The organism is Lapillicoccus sp., from assembly GCF_039935575.1.
In the GTDB taxonomy this organism is placed as follows: Bacteria; Actinomycetota; Actinomycetes; order Actinomycetales; family Dermatophilaceae; genus Lapillicoccus.
Genome location: NZ_JBDTKA010000012.1, coordinates 1 through 15,770 on the forward strand (window position 1 = coordinate 1; position 15,770 = coordinate 15,770).

Genomic DNA, 15,770 nt, shown 5'->3' on the forward strand with positions numbered 1-15,770 from the left:
GGCCGCGGATATGGGTGCTCTGGTGGCTGACGCCGCGGAGCTTGAGCGGGTCCTGGCGCGGGCATTGACCGAGGTGCTGATTCCACGGCGCGCCTTCATTCGCATCGTGCTGGTCGAGGCCATCCGCAACCCGTCGACGGCCGCCCCGGTCTTCGCGGCGCTCGACACAGTGCTGGAGGACTCCCTCACGCGGTTCACCCGCGCCGGCCTCGTCTCGGACATCGCCACGACCAAGTCGCTGCTCTTCTACTTCGGACTGCTACCCGCGCTGTTCCGCGTGGCTGTCGAGGAGGACCCGACCGGCCTGCCGGGCGGGCCGGCCGCACTTGCCGGATCCCTAGCACGCATCGAGCAAGCCCTGGTTTGCGCGAGAAGCGACCCACTGTGAGGAGGTCGGCGTGAGTCAGTCTGACATCGGCAAGCGCGGGAACTACGGTGCGCTGTTTCGCAACGGCACGATGGACTTCGCCGCGAGTTGGCTTCTCGGGTATGCCCAGCAGGGCGGCATGTCTCCGGGTGCTCTGCTGCGGTGCTTCGCGCAGATCAGGAACGGGCGACCAGCGTCCTGGGCGGCCACGTTCGAGCGAGCCGGGCGTGCCGCCCACGCGCGAGCGGTCGCGGCCGAGTCCTCAGCACGTCACGCCATCGCGGCGCAGGAGTGGCTGGCAGCCGCGGTGGCCCACCGGGCTGCCCTGATGATGTGCGACCCGACCACGAGCGAGGCTCAGGCCCTGACCAACGCCATGCAAGAGGACTTCCGTGCCCACCTGCGCACCGCCAACCTGCCCATCGCCTCCTGGTCGATCCCCTTCCTGGACGGACATCTACCCGCCTACGTCTCGACAGGGGTCGAGACGGCCGAGGTGCTCTTCGTCGTCCTGGGCGGCGGTGACACCTACGTTGAGGATCTGTGGTTTTTCGGTGGCAAGCACGCCAACGACGAAGGCTGGCCGATCCTGATGGTCGACCTGCCAGGTCAGGGATCGACCCCGGACCAGGGGTTCCACTTCGGGCCTCACACCCGCGACGGGCTACGCGCCACCCTCGACGCCGTCAGCGGGCGCGGCTTCTCCGGGGACTTGGTGCTGTGCGGATGGAGCGGCGGCGGGATCTTCGTCACGAAGTTCGTGTCGATCGCCACCACCGAGGACCGCGTCCGCGCGTGGATCGCTTCCACCCCGGTCCACGACGCGCAACGCTTCTTCACCCAAGCGCTGCCCGCGCTGCTTCGGCGCGACCCGTCCTCGGCACTGGCCAGGACGGCGCTGCGCCTGGCCCGCGGCAACCCCGTCATGCGCGGGGCGCTGCGTAAGTACGATTGGCAGTTCGGCCACGGCGGCATCGCCAACGCGCTGACCACGATCGCCGACCTCGGGCGCACCGACCTGCGCGAGCTGGACAGCCCGGTGCTGGCACTGGTCGGGTCCAGTGAGGACCCCGAAGGGCTGCGCCAAGCCACCGAGGTCGTCAACGCGGTACGGCTGCGCCACCCCGAGTCCGAACTGCACACCTTCGACCCCGACACGGGCGCCGACTCCCACTGCCAGATCGCCAACCTGCCACTCGCCCTCGCCACCGCATTCGACTGGCTACAGCGCATCGGCATTCAGCCCAACACGCCGCCGAACCGTTCCTAACTCGACGGCCGCCGAGGTGGACGCCGCCGCGCCGGGGACCAGTCGAATCACGCGGCGGCACAGCAGCCCGATAGCCGAAGGGGAGCCGACCCTCTCACGAGAAAGACGCGGGTCAGCAGGTGGTGCGTGTGCACGTTGCCATAGCCCGGTTCGGTGAAGGGACCCGCTCGCGGCCCCCTACACGGAATGTTCCGCGAAGCAGTCCGCGCACCAAGGAGTGGCTGGTCGCCCACGTCGCTTTGCGCGCCTCCTCGACCGATGACCTCAACCCATCGTCGAACGATTGGCTAACTGAGTAGTCATCCGCGCCGACGTAGCCAGTCGGACAACGTCCGCACATCGGCATGTGGGGACGTTGGACCGTCAGGTCGGACCTGAAGTTTTCGACAAGTTAATGACAACGGACGCCCGACACGATCGCGACAACGTGCAGGTCACGGAGTTGTCGCTCCGACAGATCGCCCCGGGAACCTACAACTCGTCGACCCCTGAGCTGCAATGACCACGACACCGACACCCCTTCCGGCCCTCGACCGGTTCCCCCAGTCAAGTGCGCTCCCAAGCTGCGCCACAGCCCGTGGCTGGCCCGAAGCCCGGTGACCCGGTCACCGCAGCGCGCCATCGCGGGCGTCTGCTCGGGCGTCGCCAGCGCCTGGGCCTGTCCACCGCGGTCGTCCGCGTCGCGACCGTCGTACTCGCGATCCTCGGCCCCGCGGTGGCGATCTTCTCGTGCCGGCGCTTGAGCGGGCACGTGCGTGGTTGAGGAGCTCTCCCAACTCGATTGCTGCTGAGCAAGGTTGGCACTGCGAACCGAGGCGCCGCAGCCGCTTATGAGCGGGGTCGTCAGACCAGGGTGGGCTTGACCTCCGCCACCCGAGCGAGCAGCCCGTTGACGAAGGACGGCGACTCGTGGGTCGACAGCGCTGTCGCCAGCTCGACCGCCTCCGAGATCGCCACGGGGTCGGGGACTTCGTCGTTCCAGACGACCTCCCAGGCGCCGAGACGCAGGATCGCGCGATCGACACCGGGCATCCGGTCGACCGTCCAGCCGTGGGAATAGGTCGTCAGCAGCTCGTTGATCTCGCCCCAGTGCGCCACGACCCCCTCGACCAGCTCGGCGGCATACGGGTTCAGGGGCGGCCCGTCACCCGGTGCGGTGAGGCGCTCCGCGAGCAGGGTCGACGCGTTGACGCCGCGCTGGTCGGCCTCGAAGAGAATGTCCAGGGCGCGCTTGCGAGCCTTGCTGCGGGCAGCCACGAGTCGGTCGTCGAGCCGGGTCAGTCGTTGACGCGGCCGAGGTACGACCCGTCGCGGGTGTCGACCTTGACCTTGGTGCCCGTCTCGAGGAACAGCGGGACCGCGATGGTGCCGCCGGTCTCGAGCGTCGCGGGCTTGGTGCCGCCGGTGGAGCGGTCGCCCTGCAGGCCCGGCTCGGTGTAGCTGATCTCCAGGACGACCGAGGCGGGCAGCTCGACGTAGAGCGGCGCCCCGTCGTGGGTGGCGACGATGGCGTTCTGGTTCTCCAACAGATAGTCCGCCGACGACCCGACGACCGCGTCACCGACGTAGAGCTGGTCATAGGTGTCGACGTCCATGAAGACGAAGTCCGACCCGTCCTTGTAGAGGTACTGCATCGTGCGCTTGTCCACGTTGGCCGTCTCGACCCTGGTGCCCGCGTTGAAGGTCTTGTCGACGACCTTGCCGGACAGCACCGCCTTGAGCTTGGTCCGCACGAACGCCGGGCCTTTGCCGGGCTTGACGTGCTGGAACTCCACGACGGACCAGAGCTGGTTGTCGAGGTTGAGGACCATGCCGTTCTTGAGGTCGTTCGTCGTGGCCATGAGAGAAGAGGGTCGCTTTCGTCGGTGGGCGTGGGGCTCTGCACCAGCCCACGAGTCTACCGGCGCAGGTGATCCCCGAAGAACGCCTCGATCCGCTGCCACGCGTCGGCCGCCGACTCCGGCTCGGGGCCCATGCCCACGACCTTGAGGATCGGCCGCAGGAACCACGGGCCGGTGTCCTCGTCGTTGAGGAACGCGTGTGACGCCTTGGGGTACTCCTTGATGCTGTGCTCGACTCCCAACCGGGTCAGCTGCTTCTCCAGCTTCGCCGCTGCGCCCTTGAGGGACACGTCACGACCGCCGTAGCTGGCTACGATCGGGCAGGCTCCGGCCAGCACGTCTGGCGACGACGGCAGCTGGCCATAGTTCACGGCGCTGACGTTGAACCCGTGCTCCGGTGCCGCGGACATCAGCGCGAAACTGCCACCCATACAGAACCCGATGACTCCGATCGCCCCGGTGGCGTCGTCACGGTCCAGCATCCACCGCCGCGACGCCGCGATGTCGTGGAACGCGCGCCCCTGACCGCTGCTCAGGGCCGTGAAGGTCGCCTTGAGGCACTTGCGCGCCCCGCCCTCGGCGAACAGGTCCGGCACGACGACGGCGTACCCCATGTCGGCCAGCAGGTCGGCCTGCCGGCGGGTGATGTCTTCCAGGCCGAAGGCTTCGTGGAGCATCACGACGCCGGGCACCTTCTCGTCGCCTGGCGGACGGACGGTGTATGCGGTCAGCCCGGACGAGCCGCCGGTCGCGGCGGACCAGGGTGAGAGGTCGACGGTGATGCCGTTGAGGGTCATCACCGAAGCCAATCACAGCCGATCGTCAGCGCGGAGGTGTACCCGACGAGACGTCTCGTGTGAGCGCGATGCGCCTCAGCCGACAACGGCGCGGTACGCCTCGTGCAGCAGCTCCTCACTCGGACCCTCCAGGCGCTCGGGCTGGGCCACGTCTCGGAGTACCACAAACCGCAGCCGGTCACCTCGCGTCTTCTTGTCCCGGCGCATCGCGGCAAGCAGCGCGGGCCACCTCTCGTCGCCGCCGTCGCCATAGCGGGTCGGCAGTCCGAGAGAGGTGAGCGCTGACCGGTGGCGTAGAACCACGTCGGGCGACAGCACGCCGGCCAGCGCAGCCAGCTCGGCGGCATACGTCATCCCGACGCTGACTGCGTCGCCGTGTCGCCACCGGTATCCCTCGACCTGCTCCACCGCGTGCCCGAACGTGTGACCGTAGTTGAGGATCTCGCGCACCGAGGAATCCTTCAGGTCCTGCGAGACCACGTCCGCCTTGACCTGCACCGCACGCTCGACGAGCTCGCGCAGGACCGGGCCGTCGACGACCAGCGTCGCAGCGGGGTCGCGTTCGACCAGCTCGAGGATCGCGGGGTCGGCGATGAAGCCGCACTTCACGACCTCGGCCATACCCGCGGCGAGGTCACGCGGGGGCAGCGTCGTCAACAGGTCGAGGTCGCAGACCACGGCGAGCGGTTCGTGGAACGCCCCGACCAGGTTCTTGCCCTCGGCCGTGTTGATGCCGGTCTTGCCACCGACGGCGGCGTCGACCATACCGAGCAGGGTGGTCGGCACTTGGATGACCTGCACGCCGCGCAGCCAGGTCGCCGCCACGAACCCCGCCAGGTCGGTGACACTTCCTCCGCCGAACCCGATGACGGCGTCGGTGCGCGTAAAACCCTCGTTGCCGAGGAGGGCCCACAGACCTGCCGCGATCTGGATGTGTTTCGCGTCCTCGCCGTCCGGCACGGCGACCCGATGGATCTCACGCCCGTGGGAGCGCAGGGTGTTCTCCAGCTTCGTGCCCTGCGTCACCATCGAGTCGGAATGGACGAGCAGAATCCGCCGCACGTCGTCGCCCAGGGCGTTGTCGACGCGCTCGAGCAGACCGTGACCGATCGACACGGCGTACGCGTCGTCCCCGGTGTCCCCCGTGTCGACGACAATCACGGCGAGCTCGCTCACGGAGTCGCCCCAGTCACGCCGTCACCTTGGACCAGGGCCGCAACCTCTTCGGCGACCTCCTGCGGCGCCCGACCAGCGGTGTCGACCCGATGCCGGGCGAGCGCGAGGTAGACGGGCCGTCGTTCGTTCATCATGGCGATCCAGGACGCCCGCGGGTTGATCGACAGCAGCGGCCGAGACTGGTCGAAACCGATCCGCTTCGACGCGTCGGCGATCCCCACGTCGAGGAAGACGACGACTTGACCGGCCAGCAACACGCGGGTGGCCGCGTCGATCGGTGCGCCCCCGCCGAGCGCGACGACCCCGGTCTCCTGCGTCAGGGCGCGAGCCACCTCGGCGCGTTCGAGATCCCGGAACGCGGCCTCCCCGTCGTCCACGAAGATGTCGGCGATGCTCCGGCCGCCGGCCGCCACGATCGCCTCGTCGGTGTCGTGGAACGCGGTGCCCAGCAGCGCCTCGAGCGCCTTCCCGGTGACCGTCTTGCCAGCTCCGGGGGGACCGATGACGACCGCGGCCGGAGCAGCCCCCCCGGGTGCGCCTGTCGGTCGCGTCACCACGTGCGCAGCCGAGGCGGGATCGAGTCCAGGTATGCCGCGTGGTTGCGGCGGGTCTCGGTGACGCTGTCGCCCCCGAACTTCTCCACGCATGCCTGCGCGAGGACCAGAGCCACCATGGCCTCGGCCACGACACCAGCCGCGGGGACGGCGCACACGTCGGACCGTTGGTGGATCGCCGTGGCCGGGTCGTCGCTGGCCACGTCGACGGTGTCGAGGGACCGTGGCACGGTGGAGATCGGCTTCATCGCCGCCCGCACCCTCAGCACCTCCCCGGTGGACATGCCACCCTCGGTCCCGCCGGCGCGCCCGGTCCGACGCCGGATCGCACCGGAGGAGTCACGCTCCATCTCGTCGTGGGCCTGCGAACCGCGCCGGCGGGCGGTCGTGAACCCGTCCCCCACCTCGACGCCTTTGATCGCCTGGATCCCCATCAGGGCCGCGGCGAGCTGGGCGTCCAGCCGCCGGTCCCAGTGCACGTGCGAGCCCAGTCCGGGGGGGACGGCATACGCGAGGACCTCGACGACGCCGCCGAGGGTGTCACCGTCCTTCTTCGCGGCCTCGACCTCGGCGATCATCGCCGCTGACCCCGCGGGGTCGAAGCAGCGCACCGGGTCGGCGTCGAGGGTGTCTACGTCGTCCGGTCCCGGCAGCTCGGCGTCCTGCGGCACCGAGGCCGTCCCGATCGCGACGGTGTGAGAGACCAGCTCGATCCCGTAGGCCTGGTCGAGAAACGCCGACGCGACGGCGCCGAGCGCCACCCGGGCAGCGGTCTCCCGGGCCGAAGCGCGTTCCAGCACCGGACGCGCCTCCACGAAGCCGTACTTCTGCATTCCCACCAGGTCGGCGTGGCCAGGGCGGGGCCGGGTCAGCGGCCGGTTGCGAGCGAGCTCCTTCTCGGCGCCGACGTCATCGGACGCGGCCAGCGCCTCGTCGTCGACGGGGTCGGGACTCATCACCGTCTGCCACTTCGGCCACTCGGTGTTCCCGATCCGGATCGCGATCGGGGAGCCGAGCGTCGACCCGTGCCGCAGGCCGCCGAGGAACTCGACCTCGTCCTGCTCGAACGACATCCGTGCGCCGCGCCCGAAACCCAGCCGCCGTCGGGCGAGCGCGAGCGCCACGTCGCGGGTGGTCACACCGACGCCGGCGGGCATCCCCTCAAGCACCCCGACCAACGCCGGCCCGTGGGACTCACCAGCGGTCAACCAACGGAGCATGGGGCCGATCCTGCCATGCGGTCACCACCGCATCGGCGAGCCGCCCGGGCCTGGATGGACCGGGCTCGATGGACCGGGCTGGATGGACCGGGCTGGATGGACCGGTGACGGGGAGCTGCAGGCGGAGACGGTTACAGCTGGACGTGGAGCAGGGGGGCGAGCAACCCGCCGAGCAGGATGAACGGACCGAACGCAATCGCACTCTTCAGGTGCAGTCGGCGGAATGTCAGACCGACGAGCACCACGAGCCCAGCCAGCAGATAGGCGAGCAGGAACCCGAGCATCGGCACACCCCACCCGAGGTAGCCGAGCGCGAGCGCCACCAGCCCCCCGACGGTGGCGTCGCCCAGGCCGAGGCCACCAGGGACGGCCAGGGCCAGCGCCAGGTACACCAGCCACCCCGCCACTCCGCATACAGCCGCCCGCAGCAACGCACCCCAGTCGCCCGTCGTCACGGTTGCCACCGTCAACAGGGCCGCGACGCCAGGCACCGCGGGCAGCGAGAGCCCCTCGGGGAGGCGGTGGACGTCGGCATCCACCCAGGCGAGCGCCAGGCCGACCCACGCGAGCAACAGGTATGCCGGCAACAGCGCCCCACGGGACGCCGCTCCGAGGCGCACCGCAAGAACACCCCAGAGCACCGGCAGAGCGACGGCGACCAGCCAGGCAGGCGCCGGACGTCTCCGGTGCTCCTCGTCGCCCAGGCGGTACCCGCCCGTGGCGAGTGCCCGGCCGAGACGGTGCCCGAGGACCACGGCGACCAGCACCACGGCGGCGCACACCCACCAGGAGGCCGGTTCTGCCGCCGCCCAGGACGTCACGGGTGCCGCAGGGCGAGGGCGTCGGTCAGGGCCGTCCGCATCGCCTCGATCGGTGGGGTCCGACCGGTCATCAGCCGCACCTGCTCCACCGCCTGGTGCAGCAGCATGTCGGTGCCTGGCACGACCGCATACCCGCGCTCCCGCGCCGCCGACGCGAGCAGGCTGGCGCCGTCGGCGTAGACGACGTCGAGCACGACGCCGTCCCCGTGCGGCAGCGTCGACGCGACGTCGACCCAGGCGACCCCGGGCACGGTGCTCACCACGAGGTCGACGTGCTCCGGCCAGGCGCCCAAACCGAGCCGCCCCACGCTCATCCCGGACTGCTGCGCCTGCTGGAGGGTCCGGACGCGCGGCTCGCCCCGCACCATGAAGTCGACGTGCCGAGCGCCCACCTCGGCGACGGCGCATACGGCCGAACGGGCCGTCGCTCCGGAGCCGACGATGACCACCGCATCGAACCGGCCGAGGCCCGCCAAGGCGCTCGTCGCGTCGCGCAGCGAACGCACCATGCCGGCCACGTCCGTGTTGTCGCCCACCCACTCGTCACCGCGTCGCAGCAGGGTGTTGATGACACCGGAGCTGCGGGCCACCGCGGAGACGTCTGCGACGATGTCGAACGCGATCTCCTTGAGCGGCATGGTGAGCGACAGTCCGCGCCAGGACGGGTCGAGACGAGCCACGTGGTCGCCCAGCCCGCCGGCAGCCACCTCCACCGCGGTGTACTCCCAGTCGTCCAGGCCCAGTGCCCGATAGGCCGCGGTGTGCAGCACCGGAGACAACGAGTGCCCGATCGGGGAGCCGAGCACGGCGGCGCGATGGGTCACCACGAGCCGAGGTGGTGCGCCGTCCTGTCGCAGCCCGGCGTCCTCGACTGACTCAGCACTTGCCCGGGTTCGCCGAGCACCACGCCTGGAACTCCTTGACGTTCTGGTCGTGCTCCGCCGCCGTCACCGAGAACTTCGTCTCGCCGGTGGACGGGTTGACCGCGACGAAGAACAGCCACGGGCCGTCGGCGGGGGTGAGGGCCGCCTGGATCGCCGACTCACCGGGGTTGCCGATCGGCCCGGCGGGCAGGCCGGCGTTGAGGTAGGTGTTGTCGGGGTTCTTGTCCGCCCGCGCCACGTCGGTGGTCGTGATCGAGCGCTTCTGCACGCCGTAGCTGACCGTCGAGTCGAGCTGGAGGTTCATGCCCTGGTTGATCCGGTTGAGCAGGACCCGGGCGATCTTCTGGCGATCCTCGGTGGTGCTGCCCTCGGCCTCGAGGATGCTGGCCGTGACGACCGCCTTCTGCATGTTCTCCGGGGCGACGCCCAGGCTCGTCAGCGTCGAGACGGCCTTCTGCACCATCGTCTTCAGCTGCTCCGCCGGCGTCGAGGCAGGCGCGAACTCGTAGGTCGCCGGGAAGAGGTAGCCCTCGATGTTGCCGTTCGCGCCCGCCGGCAGCCCGAGCGCAGCGGCGTCCTTGGCTGCGGCCTCGTAGTCCGAGACCGGCTTACCGCTGGCCTTCGCCAACGCGGCGAGCGTCTCGGACTTCCAGAGGCCCTCGCGGATCGTCACGTTCTTGACCGAGCGGTTCGCGGGGTTGGCGAGGAAGGTGACGGCGTCGGCCGCCTTCATCTCCTTCTTCAGGATGTAGGTGCCGGGCTGGATGCCGCTGGAGGCAGGGTTGTCCTGCGCCGCGTCGGAGAAGGCCTTCGCGGTCAGGACGACACCGGCGTCGGCCAGCGTCTGCCCGATGTTGCGGCCCGTGTCGCCCGGGCTGACGACTACCGTGACGGCGCCGGTGCCCGGACCGGGGTAGTCGCTCTGCCCACCACCGAGACCGGAGATCATCGGACGCAGGACAGACACCGCAGCGAAGGCAGCGGCCGCGACCAGTCCGATCGCAACGACGAAGACCAGGAGTCGCCGGGCGACGCGAGCCGGGCCAGCCCGGCGCGCTGTGCGGGCCGTGTGGCGGTCACCGCGCCGTGGGCCGGTGTCCTGGGCGAGGTGCTCGTCGGCATACTCGGGTTCGTCCCAGGCCTCGTCCCAGTCGGCCTGACCATCGTGGCCGTCGTGCTCAGGGTGGTAGCCGTCGTGCCCATCGGAGTCGGCGTCCGGGGAAAAGACGGGGTCGTCGACGCCTCCGACGGGTCGGTGCGGACGCTCGCCGCGGTCGGTCATCCTCGGTCCTTCGTTCGGGGACGGCGTCGCTGGGGGGCGACCGGGGTGCCCGGCGCCCGCCCCGAAGCCCGCTCGGCGTCGAGTGCGGACTGCAGGATGAGCACCGCGGCCGTCTGGTCGACGACGCCGCGCTGCGAACGGCCTGCCACACCGCTCTCGCGTAGTCTGCGGTGCGACTCGACCGTGGTCAAGCGCTCGTCGACCAGACGCACCGGAGTGGGGGACACGGCCAGGGACAGCTCGAGGGCGTACGCCCGTGCCAACCGGGCCGCCTCTCCCTCCGCCCCGGACAGCAGTCGGGGCAGACCCACGACGATCTCGACCGCACCCAGGTCCCGGGCGGTGCCGGCGATCCGGGCCACGTCGGCGCGGGTCTCGCCCGAGTCGCGAGGCAGGGTCGCGACCGGTGACGCGAGCAGGCCAGAAGGGTCACTTGCGGCTAGCCCGACGCGCACGCTTCCCACGTCGACACCGATCCGCACACCGGTCCTCACGTGAGCCAGCGAACCACACGCAGACCGGCGAACGCCGGACCCCGACTCGTGCGGCACCGTCAGGAAGCGCGGGAGCGCAGCGCGTCCTCGACCGAGCCGAGGGCCGCACCCACCTGCGTCGAGTCCGTGCCGCCACCCTGGGCGAGGTCGTCCTTGCCGCCGCCCCCGCCGCCGAGGATCTGGGCTGCCTTTCGCACCAATACCCCTGCCTTGACTCCCGCGTCCCGGGCCGGGGGGCTGGTCGCCACGATGATGACCGGGCGACCGTTGGTGGCTGCGGCCATCGCCACAACGGTGGCCCGATCGAACCCCATCCGTCCGCGGACGTCGAGGACGAGCGAACGGAGGTCGTCCGGAGCGAGGTCACCGGCGTCGTGCGTGACCAGGGTGACGCCACCGATATCGCGTGCCGAGTCGACCAGACCCGCCGCAGCCGCGAGGGCCTTCTCCTGACGGGCCGCGGCCAGCTCGCGTTCGGCACTCTTCAACCGGGCCAGGGTGGCCTCGACCCGGGCGCGCAGCTCGGTGGGCTGGGCGCTGAGCAGCGTGCTCAGCTCGGCCACGAGCGCTCGTTCGGTGGCGAGGTGACGCATCGCCTCGATCCCGACGAAAGCCTCGATCCGGCGGACACCCGAGCCGACCGAGGACTCCCCGGTGACCGTGACGGCGCCGATCTGCGAGGAGTGCTGCACATGCGTCCCTCCACAGAGCTCGCGGGACCAGGGACCACCGATCTCGACGACGCGCACATCCTGGCCGTAGTTCTCCCCGAAGAGCGCCAGCGCCCCCAGCTCCTTGGCCCGCGGAAGGGACATCACGGTTGCCGACACCGGCAGGTCGGAGCGCAGCGCGAGGTTGGCGACCTCCTCGATCTCGCTGCGGGTCTCGGGCGACAGCGCCTGACCCCAGGCGAAGTCCAGACGGAGGTAACCCGGCTTGTTGTAGGACCCGCTCTGCAGCGCGGTCGGGCCGAGCACCTGGCGCAGCGCGGCGTGCACCACATGGGTTCCGGAGTGCGCCTGGCAGGCGGAGCGGCGCCACTCGGGGTCCACCTGGGCCAGCACGGAGTCACCGACCCGTACGCCACCGCGCAGTACCTCGACCGTGTGGGCGACCAGGCCCTTGACCGGCCGCTGGACGTCGACGACGCTCAGGTGTCCTTCGCCGATCTCGATGCGTCCCTCGTCGGCGATCTGGCCGCCCGACTCGGCGTAGAACGGGGTCCGGTCCAGGACCACCTGCCCGCGCTGGCCCGGTTCGAGCTCCTGGACCAGCTCGCCGTCGGCCACCAGCCCCAGCACGGTGGCCTCGCTGGCGAGCTCGACGTAGGCCCGGAACTCGGTCTCCCCCATGTCGCGGAACCCGCGCCACACGTCGGCCTGGGCGGGCCCGCTCTTCTTGCTCCTGGCGTCGGCGCGTGCTCGGTCACGCTGCTCACCCATGAGCCGGCGGAACCCCGCCTCGTCCACAGCCACGCCCTGCTCGGACGCCATCTCGAGGGTCAGGTCGATCGGGAAGCCGTAGGTGTCGTGGAGGGCGAACGCCTGCTCACCGGTCAGCTCCTTCGGGCCGTCCGGCCCGGCCGAAGACTCCTTGACCCGGGCGACCGCCGTGTCGAGCAACGTCGTGCCGGACACGAGCGTGCGCCGGAAGGCCGCCTCCTCCGCGTACGCGACCTGGCTGATCCGGTCGAAGTCCGAGCGCAGCTCGGGGTAGGTCGCGCTCATCCGCTCCATGCTGACCGGCAGCAGATGCGGCAGGGCCGGCTCGTCGAACCCGAGCAGCCGCATCGAGCGCACGGCCCGGCGTAGCAACCGGCGCAGGACATAGCCGCGCCCTTCGTTGCCGGGGGTGACTCCGTCGCCGATCAGCATCAGGCCGCTGCGGACGTGGTCGGCGACGACGCGCAGGCGCACGTCGTCGGGGCTGCTCTCGGCCGCGACGTGGCTCGGCACCGCCCCATAGGTTGTGCCCGTCATCTCCGCGGCCGTGACGAGCACCGGGAAGACCTGGTCGATCTCGTAGAGGTTGTCGACCCCCTGCATGACGCTGGCCAGCCGCTCCAGGCCGAGGCCGGTGTCGACGTTCTTGTGCGGCAGGGACCCGACAATGTCGAAGTCCGCCTTGCTGCGGACCGCGCCGAGCTCGAACTCGGTGAAGACGAGGTTCCAGATCTCCATGAACCGGTCCTCGTCGACCGCCGGGCCACCCTCGGGTCCGTAGTCCGGCCCGCGATCGTAGAAGATCTCCGAGCAGGGACCCCCCGGGCCGGGAATTCCCATGTGCCAGTAGTTGTCCAGCCGTCCCCGCCGGATGATCCGCTCGGCCGGGATGTCGGTCAGCTCGCGCCAGAGGGACTCGGCCTCGTCGTCGTCCTCGTAGACCGTGGCCCAGAGCCTGTCCTTGTCCAGGCCGTAACGGCCGTCCTCCTGCGACCCGGTGAGCAGCTCCCAGGCATACCCGATCGCCTCGGCCTTGAAGTAGTCGCCGAACGAGAAGTTGCCGTTCATCTGGAAGAACGTCAGGTGCCGGCTGGTCTTGCCCACCTCCTCGAGGTCCGCTGTCCGCACGCACTTCTGCACCGAAGCCGCCCGCGGCCACGGCGGGGTCTGGGCGCCACTGAAGTACGGCACGAAGGGAACCATGCCCGCGACGACGAACAGCAGGTTCGGGTCCTCGAACGGCAGCGGGGCGCTCGGGACGAGCGCGTGACCCTTGCTCTCGAAGAAGGCCAGCCAGCGGCGTGCGATCTCGGCGGTTTCCATCGGGCGTGCTCGATTCTCAGGCAGGGTCGTACCAGGTGCGGGTCGCCCGAAACCTTAGCCGAGCAGCACGGTATGCCTGGTCAGGCCGGGACGTCGGCGGTCAACCGATGTTCTGGGCCTTCCAGCACCGTATCTAGAACCGGCAGCCGCTCGGCGGGTCGATCGGGCTCGGGGGGTCGCCCGGCAGCCGGATCCGACGATCCTGCCGAGATACATGACCGCGATGGTGTCGCGGAAGTGCCGGATCACGCCGAGGTTGTGGGCGATGAACACGAACGAGAGGCGCGGTGCGACCGAGGTATGCGCGACGTGCGACGTGCGACATGGGACATGCGAAGATGCGAGCACCTTTCTCGACAACACCTGGGGTATCGATGAGCGGCTACGAGAAGACTCCCGACCAGGAGCCACCGGCGACTACCGGGGGCCAGCCTCCCCCTTGGGGGACCGCCGCCCCGATGGGCCAGCAAGCCCCCGTGGCCGAGGACCCGGGCAAGACGCTGGGGATCGTCGGTCTCATACTCTCCTTCTTCACCGCTCTCATCGGCATGATCGTCAGCATCATCGCGTGGCGAAAGTCCAAGGGTGCTGGCCTCAGCAACGTTCCCGCTGTGATCGGCATCGTTGTCGGCGCCCTTGGCACCGTGGTGCTGGTGATCGCGATCATCGTGGGCGTGGTGGCCTTCAACACGTTGATGACCAAGTGCAACGAGCTGGGTCCCGGCGTGCACAGGGACGGCGGCGTCACCTACACCTGCTCGTGACTACTCACCCCTGATAGCGCCGAGCGGGCGAGAAGGCCGGGTGGCCTACGTCCGGTCGGCGAGCCGCTCCCGGAGCCAGGCCACCCGGGACAGCACGCGCTCCTCGAAGCCCCGTCCGGTCGGCTGGTAGTAGTCGGTCGTGCCGTCGAGGTCGTCGGGGAGGTACTGCTGGGCGGCTACGCCGTCCGGCGCGTCGTGCGCGTAGGCATACCCGTCCCCGTGACCGAGCCGGGCCGCTCCGGCATATCCGCTGCCGCGCAGGTGCGGTGGGACCGGTCCGCCCTTCCCCGCCCGCACGTCGGCGATGGCGGCGCCGATCGCCAGGTAGGACGCGTTGGACTTGGGCGCTACCGCGTTGTGGACGACAGCCTGGGCGAGGATGATCCGCGCCTCGGGCATCCCGATCTGGGACACGGCGTGCATCGCCGCCACCGCTGTCTGGAGGGCGGTCGGGTCGGCCATCCCGACGTCTTCGCTGGCGGCGATGACGATGCGCCGCGCGATGAACCGCGGGTCTTCTCCCGCCTCCAGCATCCGGGCCAGGTAGTGCAGGGCCGCGTCGACGTCGCTGCCGCGCATCGACTTGATCAGCGCGCTGGCCACGTCGTAGTGCTGGTCCCCCGCCCGGTCGTAGCGGACCGCGGCCTGGGCCACGGCCTGTTCGGTCTGCTCCAGGGTGATGCCGACCGGTATGCCTGACTCACCGCCGAAACCGCCGTCCCGGGCGGTGAGCGGCTGGGCATCGACCGCGACACCGGCCGCAGCCTCGAGCGCGGTCAGGGCCCGCCGGGCGTCACCCCCCGCGATTCGCACCAGGTGCGCGCGCGCAGAAGCCTCGAGCGAGAACGCGCCCGCGAGCCCGCGTTCGTCGTCCAGCGCCGCGTCCACGACGGCCCCGATGTCGTCGTCGTCCAGTGGAGTGAGGGTGACCAGGACCGAGCGCGAGAGCAGCGGCGCGATGATGCTGAACGACGGGTTCTCTGTCGTCGCGGCCACCAGCACGACCAGCCGGTTCTCGACGGCCGGGAGCAACGAGTCCTGCTGCGCCTTGGTGAACCGGTGGATCTCGTCGAGGAACAGCACCGTCTGGCGGTCGTAGAGATCGCGGTCCCGTCGGGCGGCGTCCAGCACGGCGCGGACGTCCTTGACGCCGGCCGTGACGGCTGACAGCTCCACGAACCGGCGGTCGGCCGCGCTGGCCACCAGGTGAGCGAGTGTGGTCTTGCCGGTGCCGGGCGGACCCCAGATGATCGCCGACAAGGGGCCGGCCGGACCGCCGGACCCTTCGACGAGGCGACGCAACGGGCTGCCGGGTCGCAGGACGTCCCGTTGCCCGCGCACCTCGTCGAGTGACCTGGGCCGCATCCGGACCGCCAGCGGTGGGGTGGACGCGTCCCCTGTGCCGCCGCCATGAAACAGGTCAGGCAGGTCAGGCAGGTCGGGGCCGCTGTCGCTCATCGCCGGTCAGCGTATCGGCGAGCACCAACACCCCAAGCCCACCCAGCCCGTACCCTGAACCGTGCACGAGGCCTCGA

General features: G+C 70.4%; 16 protein-coding genes and 1 pseudogene. 4 read left to right on the forward strand and 13 right to left on the reverse strand.

What is annotated here, in order from left to right:
• From ABI385_RS01625 to ABI385_RS01635, 3 genes are all read left to right on the forward strand, one after another.
• Positions 1–388: hypothetical protein (locus ABI385_RS01625; RefSeq protein ID WP_348101987.1), on the forward strand; the 388-nt coding region annotated here is incomplete at its 5' end.
• A 10-nt stretch (positions 389–398) separates the two neighbouring features.
• Positions 399–1,637: an alpha/beta hydrolase gene (locus ABI385_RS01630; protein WP_348101988.1), complete on the forward strand. Its 1,239-nt coding sequence runs from the start codon at positions 399–401 to the stop codon at positions 1,635–1,637.
• A gap of 577 nt (positions 1,638–2,214) precedes the next feature.
• Positions 2,215–2,400 carry a hypothetical protein gene (locus tag ABI385_RS01635; RefSeq protein WP_348101989.1) on the forward strand — a complete coding sequence of 62 codons (186 nt, stop codon included), beginning with the start codon at positions 2,215–2,217 and terminating at the stop codon, positions 2,398–2,400.
• A gap of 80 nt (positions 2,401–2,480) precedes the next feature.
• Here ABI385_RS01635 and nusB read toward each other — a convergent pair whose 3' ends face one another.
• From nusB to ABI385_RS01695, 12 genes and pseudogenes are all read right to left on the reverse strand, one after another.
• The gene (nusB, locus tag ABI385_RS01640) at positions 2,481–2,894 is read right to left on the reverse strand and encodes a transcription antitermination factor NusB (RefSeq protein ID WP_348101990.1); all 414 of its coding nucleotides are present in this window, start codon (positions 2,892–2,894) and stop codon (positions 2,481–2,483) included.
• A 20-nt stretch (positions 2,895–2,914) separates the two neighbouring features.
• Positions 2,915–3,478: an elongation factor P gene (gene efp, locus ABI385_RS01645; RefSeq protein ID WP_348101991.1), complete on the reverse strand. Its 564-nt coding sequence runs from the start codon at positions 3,476–3,478 to the stop codon at positions 2,915–2,917.
• A gap of 56 nt (positions 3,479–3,534) precedes the next feature.
• Positions 3,535–4,275 (reverse strand): dienelactone hydrolase family protein, encoded by a 741-nt coding sequence (locus ABI385_RS01650; RefSeq protein ID WP_348101992.1) that lies wholly within the window; start codon positions 4,273–4,275, stop codon positions 3,535–3,537.
• Between the two features lie 75 nt (positions 4,276–4,350).
• Positions 4,351–5,451, reverse strand: coding sequence for a 3-dehydroquinate synthase (aroB, locus tag ABI385_RS01655; RefSeq protein ID WP_348101993.1), 1,101 nt, complete (start codon positions 5,449–5,451; stop codon positions 4,351–4,353).
• Positions 5,448–6,008: a shikimate kinase gene (locus ABI385_RS01660; protein WP_348101994.1), complete on the reverse strand. Its 561-nt coding sequence runs from the start codon at positions 6,006–6,008 to the stop codon at positions 5,448–5,450. Before ABI385_RS01660 ends, aroB begins: the two co-directional genes overlap by 4 nt.
• Entirely contained in the window at positions 6,002–7,225 is a 1,224-nt protein-coding gene (aroC, locus tag ABI385_RS01665; RefSeq protein WP_348101995.1) for a chorismate synthase, read from the reverse strand. Before aroC ends, ABI385_RS01660 begins: the two co-directional genes overlap by 7 nt.
• Positions 7,226–7,356: 131 nt before the next feature.
• On the reverse strand, positions 7,357–8,046 hold the full coding sequence (locus ABI385_RS01670) for a prepilin peptidase (RefSeq protein WP_348101996.1): 690 nt from the start codon (positions 8,044–8,046) through the stop codon (positions 7,357–7,359).
• Positions 8,043–8,873 carry a shikimate dehydrogenase gene (locus tag ABI385_RS01675; protein ID WP_348101997.1) on the reverse strand — a complete coding sequence of 277 codons (831 nt, stop codon included), beginning with the start codon at positions 8,871–8,873 and terminating at the stop codon, positions 8,043–8,045. The genes ABI385_RS01670 and ABI385_RS01675 overlap by 4 nt, the downstream gene beginning before the upstream one ends.
• 49 nt (positions 8,874–8,922) lie before the next feature.
• The gene (gene mltG, locus ABI385_RS01680) at positions 8,923–10,212 is read right to left on the reverse strand and encodes an endolytic transglycosylase MltG (RefSeq protein ID WP_348101998.1); all 1,290 of its coding nucleotides are present in this window, start codon (positions 10,210–10,212) and stop codon (positions 8,923–8,925) included.
• On the reverse strand, positions 10,209–10,706 hold the full coding sequence (ruvX, locus tag ABI385_RS01685) for a Holliday junction resolvase RuvX (protein WP_348101999.1): 498 nt from the start codon (positions 10,704–10,706) through the stop codon (positions 10,209–10,211). The genes mltG and ruvX overlap by 4 nt, the downstream gene beginning before the upstream one ends.
• A 59-nt stretch (positions 10,707–10,765) precedes the next feature.
• Positions 10,766–13,471, reverse strand: a complete 2,706-nt coding sequence (gene alaS, locus ABI385_RS01690) for an alanine--tRNA ligase (protein ID WP_348102000.1) — start codon at positions 13,469–13,471, stop codon at positions 10,766–10,768.
• Between the two features lie 136 nt (positions 13,472–13,607).
• Positions 13,608–13,753 (reverse strand): annotated as a pseudogene (locus ABI385_RS01695) (dipeptide/oligopeptide/nickel ABC transporter ATP-binding protein); the annotation flags it as partial.
• 194 nt (positions 13,754–13,947) lie between these two features.
• Between ABI385_RS01695 and ABI385_RS01700 the strand changes: the two are divergent.
• Positions 13,948–14,235 (forward strand): hypothetical protein, encoded by a 288-nt coding sequence (locus tag ABI385_RS01700; RefSeq protein ID WP_348102001.1) that lies wholly within the window; start codon positions 13,948–13,950, stop codon positions 14,233–14,235.
• A 45-nt stretch (positions 14,236–14,280) separates the two neighbouring features.
• On the opposite strand, the gene ABI385_RS01705 is transcribed toward ABI385_RS01700, so the two are convergent.
• Complete coding sequence (locus tag ABI385_RS01705) at positions 14,281–15,693, reverse strand: replication-associated recombination protein A (protein WP_348102002.1); 1,413 nt, start codon at positions 15,691–15,693, stop codon at positions 14,281–14,283.
• Positions 15,694–15,770 lie beyond the last annotated feature (77 nt).